The organism is Halosimplex rubrum, from assembly GCF_013415885.1.
GTDB lineage: Archaea > Halobacteriota > Halobacteria > Halobacteriales > Haloarculaceae > Halosimplex > Halosimplex rubrum.
The window spans coordinates 2309981-2325428 of the sequence record NZ_CP058910.1 but is presented as its reverse complement, the minus strand read 5'-3'; the positions used below and the strand labels follow the sequence as shown (position 1 = coordinate 2325428).

General features: G+C 69.6%; 12 protein-coding genes. 7 read left to right on the top strand and 5 right to left on the bottom strand.

The window, feature by feature from the left end; all coding sequences use genetic code 11:
- The first annotated feature begins 385 nt into the window (after positions 1 to 385).
- The 4 genes from HZS55_RS11555 to HZS55_RS11540 all read left to right on the top strand — a co-directional run bounded on the left by HZS55_RS11555 (position 386) and on the right by HZS55_RS11540 (position 6035).
- Positions 386 to 1627 (top strand): glycosyltransferase family 4 protein, encoded by a 1242-nt coding sequence (locus tag HZS55_RS11555; RefSeq protein WP_179907818.1) that lies wholly within the window; start codon positions 386 to 388, stop codon positions 1625 to 1627.
- 113 nt (positions 1628 to 1740) lie between these two features.
- Positions 1741 to 3204, top strand: a complete 1464-nt coding sequence (locus tag HZS55_RS11550; protein ID WP_246308244.1) for a hypothetical protein — start codon at positions 1741 to 1743, stop codon at positions 3202 to 3204.
- Between the two features lie 123 nt (positions 3205 to 3327).
- The gene (locus HZS55_RS11545; RefSeq protein WP_179907817.1) at positions 3328 to 4746 is read left to right on the top strand and encodes a hypothetical protein; all 1419 of its coding nucleotides are present in this window, start codon (positions 3328 to 3330) and stop codon (positions 4744 to 4746) included.
- Between the two features lie 263 nt (positions 4747 to 5009).
- Positions 5010 to 6035 (top strand): beta/alpha barrel domain-containing protein, encoded by a 1026-nt coding sequence (locus tag HZS55_RS11540; protein ID WP_179907816.1) that lies wholly within the window; start codon positions 5010 to 5012, stop codon positions 6033 to 6035.
- Between the two features lie 33 nt (positions 6036 to 6068).
- Here HZS55_RS11540 and HZS55_RS11535 read toward each other — a convergent pair whose 3' ends face one another.
- Positions 6069 to 7259 (bottom strand): carboxylate--amine ligase, encoded by a 1191-nt coding sequence (locus HZS55_RS11535; RefSeq protein WP_179907815.1) that lies wholly within the window; start codon positions 7257 to 7259, stop codon positions 6069 to 6071.
- 141 nt (positions 7260 to 7400) lie between these two features.
- A complete protein-coding gene (locus HZS55_RS11530; RefSeq protein ID WP_179907814.1) occupies positions 7401 to 8378 on the bottom strand; it encodes an aldo/keto reductase in 978 nt (325 codons plus the stop codon).
- 161 nt (positions 8379 to 8539) lie between these two features.
- Between HZS55_RS11530 and HZS55_RS11525 the strand changes: the two genes are divergently transcribed.
- Positions 8540 to 9136 (top strand): response regulator, encoded by a 597-nt coding sequence (locus HZS55_RS11525; RefSeq protein ID WP_179907813.1) that lies wholly within the window; start codon positions 8540 to 8542, stop codon positions 9134 to 9136.
- Positions 9137 to 9160: 24 nt separating this feature from the next.
- On the opposite strand, the gene HZS55_RS11520 is transcribed toward HZS55_RS11525, so the two are convergent.
- Together HZS55_RS11520 and HZS55_RS11515 are read right to left on the bottom strand one after the other, a co-directional pair.
- Entirely contained in the window at positions 9161 to 9574 is a 414-nt protein-coding gene (locus tag HZS55_RS11520) for a disulfide bond formation protein B (RefSeq protein WP_179907812.1), read from the bottom strand.
- 79 nt (positions 9575 to 9653) lie between these two features.
- Positions 9654 to 11573: a beta-CASP ribonuclease aCPSF1 gene (locus tag HZS55_RS11515; protein ID WP_179907811.1), complete on the bottom strand. Its 1920-nt coding sequence runs from the start codon at positions 11571 to 11573 to the stop codon at positions 9654 to 9656.
- 247 nt (positions 11574 to 11820) lie between these two features.
- Here HZS55_RS11515 and HZS55_RS11510 point away from each other — a divergent pair, with 247 nt between their 5' ends.
- The gene (locus HZS55_RS11510) at positions 11821 to 12339 is read left to right on the top strand and encodes a hypothetical protein (RefSeq protein ID WP_179907810.1); all 519 of its coding nucleotides are present in this window, start codon (positions 11821 to 11823) and stop codon (positions 12337 to 12339) included.
- 11 nt (positions 12340 to 12350) lie between these two features.
- Here HZS55_RS11510 and pdhA read toward each other — a convergent pair whose 3' ends face one another.
- Positions 12351 to 13487: a pyruvate dehydrogenase (acetyl-transferring) E1 component subunit alpha gene (gene pdhA / locus HZS55_RS11505; protein WP_246308243.1), complete on the bottom strand. Its 1137-nt coding sequence runs from the start codon at positions 13485 to 13487 to the stop codon at positions 12351 to 12353.
- Positions 13488 to 13960: 473 nt separating this feature from the next.
- On the opposite strand from pdhA, the gene proS reads away from it, so the two are divergent.
- Positions 13961 to 15415 (top strand): proline--tRNA ligase, encoded by a 1455-nt coding sequence (proS, locus tag HZS55_RS11500; protein ID WP_179907809.1) that lies wholly within the window; start codon positions 13961 to 13963, stop codon positions 15413 to 15415.
- Positions 15416 to 15448: the final 33 nt, after the last annotated feature.

Sequence of the window (15448 nt, the reverse complement as noted above, 5' to 3'; positions counted from 1 at the left end):
CGATTACGCGGCGTCGACTGATCGGAGCGGAGCGGTATAGCGCCTCTAGCGTCGCGGCCGCGCTCGGCGGGCTGGCTCCGCGTGCGAACGAACCGCAGGCGGAGCCGCTCGCGGCGCAGTCGCGGCCTGGGCGGCCGATTTCCGGTCGCTCCGGTCGGTGGTCGCGGGCGAGTGGCGGGCGACGACGGCGGTTATCCGGCTCTTACTTATTGGGCGTCGGTCGGTCGAGTCGCTCGATGACAGGTATCGCGACTCGCGTCGCCGCCGGGCGGTCGTCCGCGGCCGGCCCGTCGCTCGCGGCGGCCGCCGGCGGTGCCCGCCGGACAGTCAGTCGACCGTATCGCGAACCGCCTCGACCGTACCGCGAACCGCCCGGGGCGCGGCCATGAGCCGGTCAGGAGGGGGCGGCGACCGCGACTCCGTGTTGCTCGTCCACCACCGCGAGATCTCCTCCCCCTACAGCGCGACCGTTCCCCACTACCTCTCGCGGAAGCTCTCGGCGTCCCACACCGTCCACGTCCTCAGCCGGCGCTTCTCGGACCGCGACGAGGACGGGGAGTTCCCCGACGACGTGGCCCACCACGAGCTCTCGACCGGCGAGGTGCCCATCATCTCGGGGCTGCTCTTCCTCGTCGCGTCGACGCTGTACGCCGTCGCGCTGGGCGCCCGCTACCGCTTCGACGCCGTCTACGCCTTCCAGCAGACGATCATCCAGGGGTGGCTGGCGGCCCGCGCCGGCGGCTCGCGGTTCGTCGTCGGCCTCCAGTCGGTCCCCGTCCGGCAGAAACGGGACCTCTCGAACGCCGCCCACGAGCGGCTGTCGATCCGCAAGCGGGCCCGGATCGCGGTCAAGGCCAACTACGCCTGGGCGGTGGGCCGGCTGCTCGACCGGACGACGGAGGTGGTCTGCCTGACCGACGGGATCCGCGAGACGACGGAACTGGAGTACGGCGTCGACCTCTCGGAGGCCGCCGTCATCGGGATGGGCGTCGACACCGACCGCTTCGCGGTCGACTCGACCCGCGAGCCCGCCCGCGGCCCCGACGACACGTGGGTGGTCACCTACGTCGGCTCGATCGGGCCGCCGCGGGGGCTCGAACACGTCCTCGACGCCGTCGCGGCGACCGACCGCGACGTCGAGTTCCGCGTCGCCGGCGGCGGCGACGACGACTACATGGCCTCCCTGCGCGAGCGGGCCCGCGAGCTCGGGATCGACGACCGGGTCACCTGGCTCGGGATCGTCCCCCACGAGGAGATCCCGGACGTGCTCGCCGACTCCGACGTCGCCGTCTCCTCGCTGGCCGACATCGAGTCCTACCGGATCAGCTTCCCCGCGAAGCTCCTGGAGTACATGGCCTCCGGGACCCCGGTGGTCGCCACCGACATCCCCGCGCACCGCCGGCTGATCGACGACGGTGAGAACGGCCTGTTGTACGACGGGACCGCCGAGGGACTCGTCGACACGCTCGACGGCGTGATCGACGGCGAGGCCGACGCCCGTGTACTCGGACGAGCGGCCCGCACCACCGCGGAGGCCCACGACTGGGACGCGGTCGTCGCCGAACACGAGACGGTGCTGTTCGACCGGACCGTTCGGCGCCCGCGCTCGGCGCCGGTCCCGGCGTAAGTCACCCCAACTCGTCTGGTAGTCCAGGTTATCGTTCGGCACCCGAGCGTAGGTCGACCGGTATATCTGATATCACATAAATACTTTATCGGGTAGTGCGAGTGGGTTCGTCCGTGATACCGAGTGGCAATCCCTTCCTGTCTGTGGTCGGTCGAAGCGCGAGCGGGTCCGACGGCGGTCGGTCCCCGGTTGTCTCGGTCGACAGCGTCACCGTCGACGGCTGTCGCGTCGAGGCGACCGTCTCCTACAGCGACGCCCTGCGACCGTTCTTCGACGAATCGCCCTTCTACGTCGAGTACGGCGTCGACGTGTCCGACCTCCCCGAGTCGATCCTGACGATCCCGGTACTGGCCCACGTCTGCCCGGTCGCGTGGGCCGCCGGCGCCGACGTCCGCGTCCCCGTCGCCGACCGCCGCTTCCTCGACTCCCTCGAGACCGTCGGCAACACCCTCTGCGCGATGTATCCCTTCGTCGAGGGCGGGCGCGTCCTCGTCGAACGCGCGCCCGAGTGGAACGAACCGGGGCAGTCCGGGACCGACGGTGCGGACGACTCCGTCGCGGTGGGCGACCCCGCTGGCGCGGGCGGCACCGGCGACACCGTGATGCTGTTCACGGGCGGGGTGGACTCGCTGGCGACGTACGTCCGCCACCACGAGGCCGAGCCGACGCTGATCAACGTCAGGGGGTGGCTCGTGGGTGTCGACGACGACGAGCGGTGGGCCCACACCAGGAGACGGATCGCCGACTACGCCGACCGCTTCGGTACCGACGCGCAGTTCGTCGAGTCGAACATGCTGGAGTTCCTCGACACCGCGATGCTCGACGCCCACTACAAGCCCCGCCACGACGGGGCGTGGTACAGCGCAGTCGGCTGCGGTCTCGGGCTGACCGGGCTCTGCGCGCCGCTGGCCGTCGCGGAGGGGATGGACCGCCTGTACCTCGCGGCGACCCACTGGGCGGGGTTCCCGACGGCGGACCGGTTCGAGAGCTGGGACGGCGGGGCGATCCCCTGGGGGTCCGACCCGGCCATCGACGACGAGATCGCCTGGGCCGGGACGGAAGTCGCCCACGACGCCTTCGAGATCACCCGCCAGGAGCGCGTCGAGACCATCGCCGAGTTCCTCCGCGAGCGGCCGATCGACCTGCCGATCCGGGCCTGCGAGGCCTCGGCGACCGGGAGCAACTGCGACCGCTGCGAGAAGTGCGCGCGGACGGCGCTGGGACTCGCGCTCGCCGGTCGCGACCCGAACGACCACGGCTTCGACGTGAGCGCGGCGACCTTCGAGCGCGCCCGCCGGGAGATCGAGGCCGGCAACTGGCTGGTCGACTTCCACATCCTCGCCTACTGGCTCGACCTGCAGGCGTCGGTCGACCCCGACGCGTCGTACCCGGTCGCGGGCGTCGACGCGTTCGCCGACTGGCTCCGGACGGCCGACCTCCGCGCGGTAGCGGCCAGGTCCGGTCCGCCGGTCTCACACCGCGTCGTCCGAGCCGCCGCTCGCTCGGTGCCCGCCTCGGTGTACGCCCGCCTGTCGCCGGCCTACGACGCCGTGCGCGAACGCGCGCCCCGACCCTGACGCGGTCGGTCCCGCCGACCGAGACCGCGACGCGCCGAGCCCGACCCCGGGAACGGTCGCTTACCCACCGAGAACGGCCGTAACGGACGTATACTTTACATCGCTGCGCCACTGGTCGGGTGCGTGTTCCGAACTGCTGCATCCCGTATCCTCGCCGCGGTGGGCGAGGCCGGCGAAACGGCGGGCGGCGGTCCCGACGGCGGTTCGCCAGTCGTCACCGTCGAGTCGGTCAGCGCCGACGGCCGCCGCGTCGAGTCGACGGTCTCCTACAGCGACGACCTGCGCCGGTTCTTCGACGACTCGCCGTTCTACGCCGAGTACGACGTCGACGTGTCCGCCCTCCCCGAATCGATCCTGACGATCCCGGTCCTCGCACAGGTCTGTCCGGTGGCCTGGGCCGTCGGCGCCGACGTGCGAGCGCCGGCCGTCGACCGCCGCTTCCTCGACGCGCTCGAGACCGTCGGGAGCGCGCTCTACGAGATGTACCCGTTCATCCAGGGCGGTCGGGTCGTCGTCGAGCGAGCCCCCGAGTGGGACGACGTGGCGCCGCCGTACGGCACCGGGACGGCCGACGGGACCGGACTGTTGTTCACGGGCGGCGTGGACTCGCTGGCGACGTACGTCCGTCACCGCGAGGAGACGCCGACGCTGATCACGATCCAGGGCTGGGTCGTGAGCGTCGACGAGCCAGAGCGGTGGCGGCGGTTGCGCGCCCGCACGGAGTCGTTCGCCGACCGCTTCGGCGTCGACGCGCGGTTCGTCCGGTCGAACGCGCTGGAGTTCCTCGACACGGCGATGCTCGACGCCCGCTACCAGACCGACCACGACGGCGCGTGGTACAGCGCGGTCGGCTGCGGGCTCGGCTTGCTCGGACTCTGCGCGCCGCTGGCCGTCGCCGACGGGATGGGCGAGATATACGTCGCCGCCTCCGTCTGGCAGGGCATGGAGACGCCGCCGGTCGTGGACGACTGGGACGGCCGCGCGATGCCGTGGGGGTCCCATCCCGACATCGACGACCGGGTCGCCTGGGCCGGGACCCAGGGCGTCCACGACCTGTTCGAACTCGAGCGCCAGGAGCGCATCGAGACCCTCGTCGACTACGTCGAGACCCACGACGCGGACCTACCGGTGTACTCCTGTTCGGCCTCGGAAGTCGCCGACAACTGCAACCGCTGCGAGAAGTGCGTCCGAACGGCGCTGGGGCTGGCGCTCGCGGGGCTCGACCCCAGCGACCACGGCTTCCACGTCGACCGCGCGTCCTTCGAACACGCCGTCGAGCGCTTCGAGGCCGGCGCGTGGCTGAACGACCAGCACGCCCCCTACCACTGGCAGACCTTCCAGAAGCGGATCCCCGACGACGCCGCCCTGCCGATGGATGGGGCCGACGATTTTCTCGCGTGGCTCCGCCAGGCCGACTTCGAGTCCATGGCCGGGCGCCCCGCCCGCGACCGACTGCTCCGGACGGCGGCCCGACACACGCCCTACCCGGTCTACGAGCGCGTGTCCCCGCTGTACGGCTCCGTTCGGGAACGGCTGCGTTGACGGCCGATGAGCCGAATTCTCGACTCCAGAAGATCGGTCCGTAGATAGTCTGTACCGGCGTAAAAGCGGGCCATAACAATCGGGCTGTCCGTGGTAGACGTTGTCGAACTGCCGCCCGTCGCGGGCGGCGTCCTCACTACAATGAGTGTCCCAACTCGTAACCGACTGTGTTGCCCTCACGGGCTGTCGCTCGCGAACCATTCCGCCCCGTCGCCTTGCGGGACCGCGGCCCCGCGTCCCACCGAACGACCGACGGAGGGACGATGACGCTCGCCGGCGCCACCGTCGTCGAGGAGGTCGTCCGTGACGGGTCCTACGTCAGCGATTTCCAGTTCGACCCCCCGAAACTGGCCGCGCTGGTCGACCGGATCGACGACCTGTCGTTCGTCGACCTCCTCGACGTCGGACCGGGCACGGGGTTCGGGACGACGAACCCGGACCCCCACCCCCCCGACGGCGAGCATCTCCGTATCGTCTCGAAGGCCGTCTCGGACACCGGGCTGACGACGCTGATGCTCCCCGGTGTCGCCGGTCCCGGGGAGGTCGACCTCGTCGCCGCCTACGAGTCGTCGTTCGACCTCGTTCGGGTCGGCGTCGACGCTGACGACCCCCTCGCCGCGCGCCCGCTGCTCCGCGAGCTGGCCGACCTGGACGTGCGGGTGAGCCTCAACCTGCTGAAGACGTATCTCGTCTCCCCGACGGAGGCGGCCGACGCCGCCCGCGTCGGGATCGAACACGGGGCCGATACCGTCTACGTTGTCGACTCCGCCGGCGGGTTCACCCCCGCTGACGTGGAGTCCTACGTGGGCGCGATGGCCGACGTGGACGCCGCCGTCGGCTATCACGGCCACGACAACATCGGCTTCGGCCTCGCCAACGCCCAGCGCGCCATCGACTGCGGGGCCAGCTACGTCGACGTGTCGCTCCAGGGGCTCGGTCGCAGCGCCGGCAACACCCAGACCGAACTGCTCGCCGGCCGCTATCTCTCGGACGTGTCCCGTGCCGACTGGCGGCGACTCCGGGAGATCGAGGGGCTTCTGGAGGACGTCTACCCCGACGCCTCGGGCGTCGCCGTCGACGACGTGCTCTACGGCCTCGCCGATTTCCACTCGTCGTTCTCCGACCAGCTGCGAGCGCTCGCCGCGGAGTACGACGCGTCGTTCGTCGACCTCCTCGTCTTCGCCGCCGAGCACGACTGCGCCACCGTCGACGACGTGCGGAGCACGTACGAAGCCACCGCCGAGCCGACGAAGCCCGCGACCGACCGCCCGGAGAGACGGCGCAACTGACCGCGCCGGTCGGCCGACCGGCGTAGACGTTCCTCACCGAAGCGCGTTCAGCGCGTCGCGGACGAACGGTCGCGGGTCGTCCAGACGAAGGTAGTCGAAGCGGGGGTACTCCCGGAGCGACTCGGCGACCGCCGAGAACGCCTCCCGACGGACCGGCCGCTCGACCAGCTCCTCCGCGTCGAACAGGACGCTGTGGAGATAGGAGATCTCGCCGCGGATGAGGTGGCCGGCGGTGCCGACCTCGTAGTCGTCGACAACCCGGTCGCGCTCGCCGCGGGCGAGCAGCCAGTAGTCGTGAGGGAAGTCCGCGCCCGCGCGGACCGAGAAGGGGAGCGACGACCACAGCCGCGGGTTGATCTCCATCAGCTCGAACTCGCCGGTCTCGTCGTCGCGCAGGAACTCCACCATCGCCACCCCGTGCCACTCCAGTTCGTCCAGCAGCGCCCGGCCGGCCTCGTCCAGTTGGGGGATCGAGACGGACTCGCGGAAGGAGCTGGGTCCGCCGGCGTAGTTGTACGCGCGGACTTGCCGGTGCTGGAAGGTCCTGACGGCCTCGCCCTCGTCGTACAGGGCGAAGAAGGCGTACTCGTCGGTGGAGGGGAGGAACTCCTGGACGATCGGCGTGTGGCCGTTCCGGCTGCGGATCGTCTCCACGTCGGGCCTGTCGCCGTTGAGGTACTGCGTCGAGGGCGGGTCGCGGGACTGCTCGGGCGACAGGTCGTCGACGTAGGCGTCGGCGAGCAGGGTGTACCGACCCTTGACGATCCACTCGCGGTCCCAGTCGGCGACCTCGTCGAGCAGGTTGGTGTCGGGCACGGCGACGCCGGCCCGTTCGGCCGCGTCGAACAGCTCGACGCGGTCCTGGGCCCGACGCAGGCCCTCGGCGGTCGGCCAGAGCGTCTCGACGTGGGGCTCGAACGCCTCGCGGTACTGCGCGAGGACGTACACGTCCTCCTCGCGGACGGGCAGTATCGTCAGTACGTCCGGCCGCATCGCGAGCGACAGGAGGGCGTCCTTGTAGGCGACCAGATCCTCGTGAGGGTCGGGGACGACGACCGTCTCGCCGGCGTAGCGCGACCGGAAGGCGGCGGCGTCCTCGTCTTCGGAGACGACGACGGTGTGGATCCCGCGCTTCCCGAGCGAACGGACGCAGGCGGTGCTGCTCGGTGCGTCGATCGCCGGGACGACGACCGCGGCGGGCTCGTCGGCTGGGTCGATGCTCATCTGCCAGTCCGTTGGCCGCACCGTCCCGTTAGTATTCACCGCCGGACGGCGAGAAATGGGTGCTTAACGCCGCCGAACGGCGGGCCCGGACCGCGCCGAGTGCCGACCGCTGTCGTCCGCCCTTGCCACGGAGCGCCCGCCTCAGGCCTCGGTCGCGTCGTCGATGCGCGCCCACTGGTCGTCCGAGAGTGAGACTTCGATGGCGTCGAGGTTCTCGTCGAGCTGGTCGACGGTTCGGGCGCCGACGATCGGGACGCAGGTGAACCGCTCGTGGTCCATGAGCCAGCGCAGCGACACCTGCGCGGGCGTGGCGTCGACCTCGTCGGCGACCGCGCGGATCTCGTCTAACACCGCCCAGGCCTGGTCGTCGAGGTACCAGTCGGTGAAGTGCTCGTCGAGGTCCCCCCGCGAGCCGTCCGGCGTCTCCACCTCGTCGTCGCCGACCCGTTCGTACTTGCCGGTGAGGAAGCCCCCGTGCAGCGGCGAGTACGGACACACCGCGATGTCCTGGTCGGCACAGACATCCAGATACTCCGAGACCGGATCGCGGTACGTCGCCGAGTACTGTGGCTGGGTGACGCTGAAGGCCTCGTAGTTGTTCACGTCGGCTTTCCAGAGTCCCTTCGTGAGCTTCCAGGCGTCACAGGTCGAGATGCCGACGTAGTGGACCTTGCCCTCCGAAACGAGGTCGTCGACCGCCCGGAGCGTGCGCTCGATGGGCGTGTCGTCGTCGAAGCGGTGGAGGTAGAGCAGGTCGAGGTAGTCCGTGCCGAGCTTCTCCAGCGAGCCCTCGACCTCCGCTTTGACGTTCTTCTTCGAGAGGTTCTCCTGAAAGCGCGAGCGGTCGGACCAGTAGCACTTCGAGGCGACGACGTAGTCCTCGCGGTCGCGGTCGTCGAGCCACTCGCCGATCCACTTCTCGGAGCGGCCCCCGCCGTAGCCGTTGGCGGTGTCGATGAAGTTGCCGCCGCGCTCCTCGAGCGCGTCGAGCAGTTCGTGTGCCTCCTCGCGGTCGGTCTCCATCACGCCGCTGTCCTCGTGTTCCAGGCCGAACCGCCAGGTTCCGAGGCAGATGGGCGATACTTGCAGTCCCGTCGAGCCGAGTCGGACGTACTCCATGTGCGTCCGAACGGACGGTCACCGGTTAACGAGTCGGGTACCGGAAGCGGCTTCCGGCGGACGCGCCCGGAGACGAGGGTGTCTCGACGCCCCCGGGGCGACGCCGGGACGGGATCCCGAGACGAATACATTTTTCTATCACAGCGGCGTACCGACGGCCAATGGCGAACGGTGGGGAGACGGAGTCAGTCGACGGGTCCTCGGACGGCGACCGAACCACGATCCTCGTCGTCGACGACGAGGAGGTGGTCCGCGAGTCGTTCGCGCTGTACCTCGAACCGCTCGGCTACGCGGTCCGGACGGTCGGCAGCGGCGAGGCCGCGCTGGCGGCCGTCGACGACGATGTCGACGTCGTCCTGCTGGACCGTCGGATGCCCGACCGCTCCGGCGACGAAGTGCTGGAGGAGATCCGCGGCCGAAACGTCGACTGTCAGATCGCCCTGGTCACGGCGGTCGACCCCGACTTCGACATCGTCACGATCGACTGCGACGACTACCTCGTCAAGCCGGTCGACCGCGACGACCTGGTCGAGACCGTCGAGCGCCTCGAACTGCTCGACGAGTACGACGAGGCCCGGCGCGAACTCAGCACGCTCCGGGTCAAACGCAACGTCCTCGAGGTCGAGAAACACCCCTCGGCGCTCGAAGACAGCGTCGAGTTCCGCCGCCTCCAGAACCGGATCGACGAACTGGAGGCCGAACTCGACGAGCTCGAATCGGAGTTCGACGAGCAACTCGGTTACGAGGACCCGAGCTGACCCCCCGGGGGTCCCGGTTGACCGTCACCGGTTGCCGACGAAAAGCGCGGCGGCCGTCGTCGTGATCAGAACGAACGCGACCAGCGAGAGGTTCGGGATCGTCAACCCGGCCACGCGCAGTTGCACCGCCGCACAGCCGCCGAACGCGCAGCGGCCGCCCGCCGAGATCTGCAGCCAGGAGTGGTACGCCGCCGCGGTCGCCCCGAGCGTCGACAGCGGGAGGACGGTGCGGTAGACGCCGGGACGGCGCTCGACCAGCGCGACGCCGAAGACGACGACCAGCGGGTACATCAGAACCCGCTGGACCCAGCACAGCTCGCAGGGGACCAGTCCCATCCCCTCGGAGAAGTAGAGGCTCCCCGCGGTCGCGACGAGGGCGACGAGGGCGCCGGCGGCGAGCGGGAACCTGGCGTCGAGACGGTCGAGGCGTGCGCTCACGGTGGACGGGTGTGCGTGGCAGCGCAAAATGCGGTTCGGTTCGGCGGGTGCGGCGGCGTCGGTCGCCGAGGCGGCGGTCTCAGACGAAGCGGAACGTCTCGAGGTTCTTCGGCGCGAAGGTGCGCATGTTGAACTCGTGGTACAGCGCCGACGAGAGGTCCTGAGTGGAGGACTCGTCGCCGTGGACGCAGAGGACCTTCTCGGGGCGAGGGTTCATCGTGCGGACGAAGTTCTCCAGGCCCTGCCGGTCGGCGTGGCCGGAGAAGCCGTCGACGGTCTCGACGTCCATGTTCAGCGAGAGGGTGTCGGCGCGGCCGCCGCCGTCGTTGATCGGGATCTCGTCCCAGCCGTTCTGAATGCGGCGGCCGAGCGTCCCCTGGGCCTGGTAGCCGACGAAGATCATCGTGCCGTCGTCCTGGCCGCCGACGTGGCGCAGCCAGGACATGATGGGGCCGCCCTCGACCATCCCGGAGGTCGAGAGGACGATGCAGGGGCCGCCGTCGGCCACCTCCTGGCGTTCCTCCTCGCCGCCGTCGATGTGGTTGAACTGGTCGGCGAGGAAGGGGTTCTGGTCCTCGTGGAAGATCCGGTCGCGCAGGTCGTCCCGGAGGTACTCGGGATAGGTCGTGTGGATGGCCGTCGCCTCCCAGATCATCCCGTCGAGGTGGACCGGCACCTCGGGGATGTCGCCCTCCCGCATCGCCTCCTCGAGGACGAGCATGATCTCCTGAGAGCGCCCGACGGCGAAGGCGGGGATGAGCACCTTGCCGTCGCGCTCGATGGTGTTCCGGATGACCTCCTTGAGCTTGCGCTCGGAGTCGGCCTGGTCGGTCTGGTAGTCGTTGCGCCCGCCGTAGGTCGACTCCAGTACCAGGGTCTCCACGCGGGGGAACTCGTTGACGGCGCCGTTGAACAGGCGCGTGTCGTCGTAGTGGATGTCACCCGAGAAGGCGACGTTGTAGAGACCGTCGCCGATGTGGAAGTGAGAGATGGCCGACCCGAGGATGTGCCCGGAGTTGTGCAGCGTGAGCTTGATGTCCGGCGCGATGTCGGTCACGTCGCCGTATTCGAGGGGGATGGTGTGTTTGATCGCCTCGCGGACCATCTCGGACTCGTAGGGCGGCGTCCGCCCCTCCTTCGAGGCCACGTCGAGGTAGTCCAGCGTGAGCAGGCCCATCAGGTCCCGCGTCGGCTCCGTGCAGTAGATGGGGCCGTCGTAGCCGTACTTGAAGAGGAGGGGGATGAGCGCCGAGTGGTCGAGGTGGGCGTGGGTGAGCACGACGGCGTCGAGCGAACTCGGACCCGACCCGAGCGCCTCGGGCACCTGCAGATAGGGGACCTCGTCCTCGGCACCGGGCTTGTCGCCGCAGTCGATCAGGACGCGGGTCTCCGGCGTCGAGAGGATGAAAGCCGCCCGCCCGACCTCGCGGCAACAGCCCAGCGTGGTGATGCGGACCCACTCGTCGTCGGACATCTCCTCGCGGTGGATCTGGCGGCCGATCCGTTCGAGGATGTCCCGGCGGTCGTCGCGTTCCTGCTTGAGGAAGTTGCGGACGTTCTTGACCGTCGAGGACTCGATGGGCGGCGTGCGGACGACCTCGGGGGTCCAGCCGACCTCCTGGGTGATCTCCCGGAGCGTCGAGCCGTGGCGGCCGATGACCATCCCGGGTTTCTGCGCCTCGACGACGACCTCGCCGGTGTCGTGGTGGAAGTCGAGGTCGGTGACGCCGGCGTCCTCGGGGATGATGCTCTCGATGGTCGCCCTCGCGTCGCTGGGTTCGGAGAGCTCCGAGGGGTCGGGCCGGACGGTGATGCGCTTGCGGAGCTTCGAGGCGAGCTTGCGGATCAGGTCGCCGTTGCTCGCGAATGTCTTCGGGTCGCGGGTGTACACGACCAGTTCGGGCCCCTCGTAGGCGACCTCCGTGATGGAGATCTCGTTCGGAACTTCCTGTTCGATCTCTGCTCTGATATCGTCGAGTTGCTTGTCTACTTGACTCATAGCTGCGAAAACAGGGTCGGGCCGGCCGGTCGCCGGATGTCGGGAGCGTCTGTCCGCTCGCCGTCCCGCACGTCGCGGCGTGCCTGCCGGAGTCTGGAAGCAATATTCATAGGTCGGTTTTCCTACTGGCGGAATCCACTCCGGACCCTAGACGGAAGTGTCCGGAAAACCGGCTTACTTGCTCCTAACCTCCCGGCGTTATAAAAGCCTTCGCAAAACAGTAGGCGGTCCGACGTGAGTGGCCGGTATGCGAGTCACGCCAGCGGTCGTCGCCGAGGAGCGCGAGTGGGTCCGCGAGCGGGCGCCCGTCGTCGTCGCGCTGATAAACGAGACGCGCGCCGACCTGAGCGAGCGGTTCGACGAGCGCGTCGACGAGGTGACCGCCGAACAGTATCGCCGCGCGGTCGACGCGGTGTTCGCCGACGGCGACCGCGCCGTCAACGTCGCCGCGCTGGTCCGGATCCTCCGCGACCTCGACGTGCAGGGCGACTACCCGGGCTTCGTCGTCGACGAACTCCTCGGCCGCGAGCTCGCGGGGACGGTCGCAGGAGACCAGCCCCTGCGACTGCTCGGCGAAGCCACCTTCCACTACGCGGACGTGGCGATCGAGGACGCGGAGGGGTCCGCCGGTGTCGGCGGCGACGACCCCGCCGGCCTCGACGACCTCGACGCGGCGCTCGCGGCCGGCTTCCAGACTCGTCTCCCGGGGTGGGAGTGGCGCGAGAGGGAGAGCCCGTTCGCGGTCGGGACCGGTGACTCCGGGTGATCGGCTCCGGCTCAGTCCCGCAGGAGCGCGTCGCCGTGGCGCTCGCGCAATCGTCGGAGGTCCCCGCGCTGGCGGGCGAGGTGGTCCGGAACCTCGTCGTACACGTCCTCGAACAGGTCTTCGGGGTCGGGCGCGGCCCGCGATTCCGCCGCCTCGATGGCCGCCCCGACGCGCTCGTCGACCCGGGACTCGACGGTCTCGACTTCGGCCTCGTCGAGTCGCCCGGTCTCGACGAGGAACGTCTCCAGGCGGTCGATGGGGTCGCGGTCGCGCCAGTACTCCACCTCCTCGCCGTCGCGATACACGTCGGGGTCGTCGGCGGTGGTGTGGGCGCCGTACCGGTACTCGACGGACTCGATCAGCGTCGGCCGTAGGTCCGCGGCGTCCGGGTCCAGCGCCTTCTCGCGGGCGTAGCGGACGACCGAATACACCGCCAGCGGGTCCATCCCGTCGACGCGGATCCCCTCGAACCCGTAGGCGTCGGCCTTCTGCGCCAGCGTGGCGCTGGCGGTCTGACGGTGGCGCGGCACGGAGATGGCCCACTGGTTGTTGTGACAGAGGTAGACGGCCGGCGCGTCGAAGACGCCGGCGAAGTTCAGCGCCTCGTGGAAGTCCCCCTCGCTGGTGGCGCCGTCGCCGAAGTGGGTCAGCGCGACCGACTCGTCGCCGCGGTGGCGGGCGGCCATCGCCGCGCCCGTCGCGTGGGGGAGCTGGGTCGCGATGGGGATCGCTTCGGGCGCGACCGTCGGCCCGCCCGCCGAACCGACGGGCAGCTCCGCGCCCATCAGCCCGCGGAGGATCGCCGGGAGATCGAACCCCGCCACGAGTCGGACGGCGTGCTCGCGGTAGGTCGGGAACACCCAGTCGTCGTCGGCGAGCGCGAGCGTGCTCGCGACCTGGCCGGCCTCCTGCCCGCTCATCGGCGCGTAGGTGGCCAGCCGGCCCTGGCGCTGCCAGCTGACCGCCCGCTCGTCGAACCGGCGGGCCGTCACCATCGCCTCGTACATCGTCACCAGCGCCTCGTCCGACAGGTCGGGCTCGGTCGCGCCCGGGAGGAGCCGGCCCTCGGGGTCGAGGACCCGTACCTCCCCGCTGTCGTCGGCGTAGTCGTTCGTCCGTACCAGATCCGTGCCTCGTATCGTGCTCATGGGTGTGTGGGCCGCAGTCGTCCGCAGTGCGTGCTGTCGAAGTTGTGCGGCGGTGACCGGCGACGACGCCGCTGGGGACGCCGTCGGATCGAACTAGCCTGTCGCGAAAGGCTCCGCCAGCGGTGTCGGGATGCGTCGGGCTACCGCGTCGCGTCGATCACCCAGCGAAAGGGACGCCGTCCGCACCGGGCTGGCGGAGGACATACGTGGAGGAAGGTGCGATTTATACTTAATCATTGTGTGGTATATCGCACCATACCGTACGAACGTCCGGATACTCGACCGTCTTCGGCCGGCCCCCGAGTCGACAGGTCCGATCGGGTGGCGCCGGTAGCGGCCGGGTATCGGCGGATCCGCACGTGGAGCGACGGATCCGATCGCTCGTCGTCGGGACCGGTCGGCCGCGTCGGTGGCGTGCGAGTGAGAACCGGGGCTTCGTCAGGTTCAAGAACGCGCTCGGCGACGCTCCTGTAATGAGTGGCGAGCAGGAACTCGGCATCACCGAGAGCAAGGAGCATTCGACGGGCGAGTGGTACGCGGAAGTCGTCCAGAAGGCCGAACTGGCCGACTACGCGCCGATGGGCGGGTTCATCGTCACCCGCCCCCGCGGCTACGCGATCTGGGAGCGCATCCAGGACCACCTCGACGGCTGGTTCAAAGAGACCGGCGTCGACAACGCCTACTTCCCGATGTTCATCCCCGAGAGCTACCTCGAACGGGAGAAGGACGTCGTCGAGGGCTTCGACCCCGAGGTCGCGTGGGTGACCCACGGCGGCTACGACGAACTCGAGGAGCGCCTCGCCGTCCGCCCGACCAGCGAGTCGATCATCACCCCCTTCATCGCCGACTGGGTGCGCAGCCATCGCGACCTGCCCATGCGGCTCAACCAGTGGTGTTCCGTCGTGCGCTGGGAGGCCACCGAGACCAAGCCGTTCTTCCGCACCAAGGAGTTCCTCTGGCAGGAGGGCCACACCGCCCACCGCGACGAGGACGGCGCCTGGGACGAGACGATGACCCGCCTCGACCAGTACGAGCGCCTCTACGAGGACGTGATGGCCATGCCCGCGCTGAAGGGCCGCAAGCCCGAACACGACAAGTTCCCCGGCGCCCACACGACGACGACCATCGAGACGCTGATGCCCGACGGCAAGTCCGTCCAGGCCGCCACCTCCCACTATCTGGGCACCTCTTTCGCCGAGGCGTTCGACATCACCTACGCCGACGAGGACGAGGAGGACCAGACCGCCCACACTACCTCGTGGGGGCTCTCGTGGCGCTCGATGGGCGCGCTCATCATGCTCCATTCGGACGACCAGGGGCTCGTGCTCCCGCCCACGCTCGCCCCTACCCAGGTCGTCATCGTCCCGATCTGGCAGGAGGACAACAAGGAGGAAGTCGTCGAGTACGCCGCCGACGCCGCAGCGGAACTCGACGAGGCCGGTATCCGCGTGAACCTCGACGACCGCGACAACCGCAACCCCGGGTTCAAGTACAACGAGTGGGAGCTGAAAGGGGTCCCCCTCCGCATCGAGGTCGGCCCCAACGAGGTCGACGACGACGAGCTCACGCTCGTCCACCGCCCCGACGGTGAGAACAGCGTCGAAGACCGCGCCGACATCGGCGACACCGTCGAGGACCACCTCGACACGGTCTACGCCAAACTGTACGCCAGCGCCGAAGAGACGCTGGAGGGGGAGATCCGCGAGGCCGACTCCCGCGAGGAGATCCTCGGCACGATCGGCCAGCACGGCGGCTACGTCAAGACCGGCTGGTGCGGCGACGAGGATTGCGAGGAGCCGATCAAGGACGCCCTCGCAGCCGAGATCGTGATGGTCCCCCTCGACCGCGACGAGGACCCCGTCCACGACGACTGCGCCATCTGCGGCGAGGACGCCCGGGTGACCGCTTACTGGGCGAAGAGCTACTGAGGCCCTGTTTTCCGGTCCCCAGTGCGCCGAACC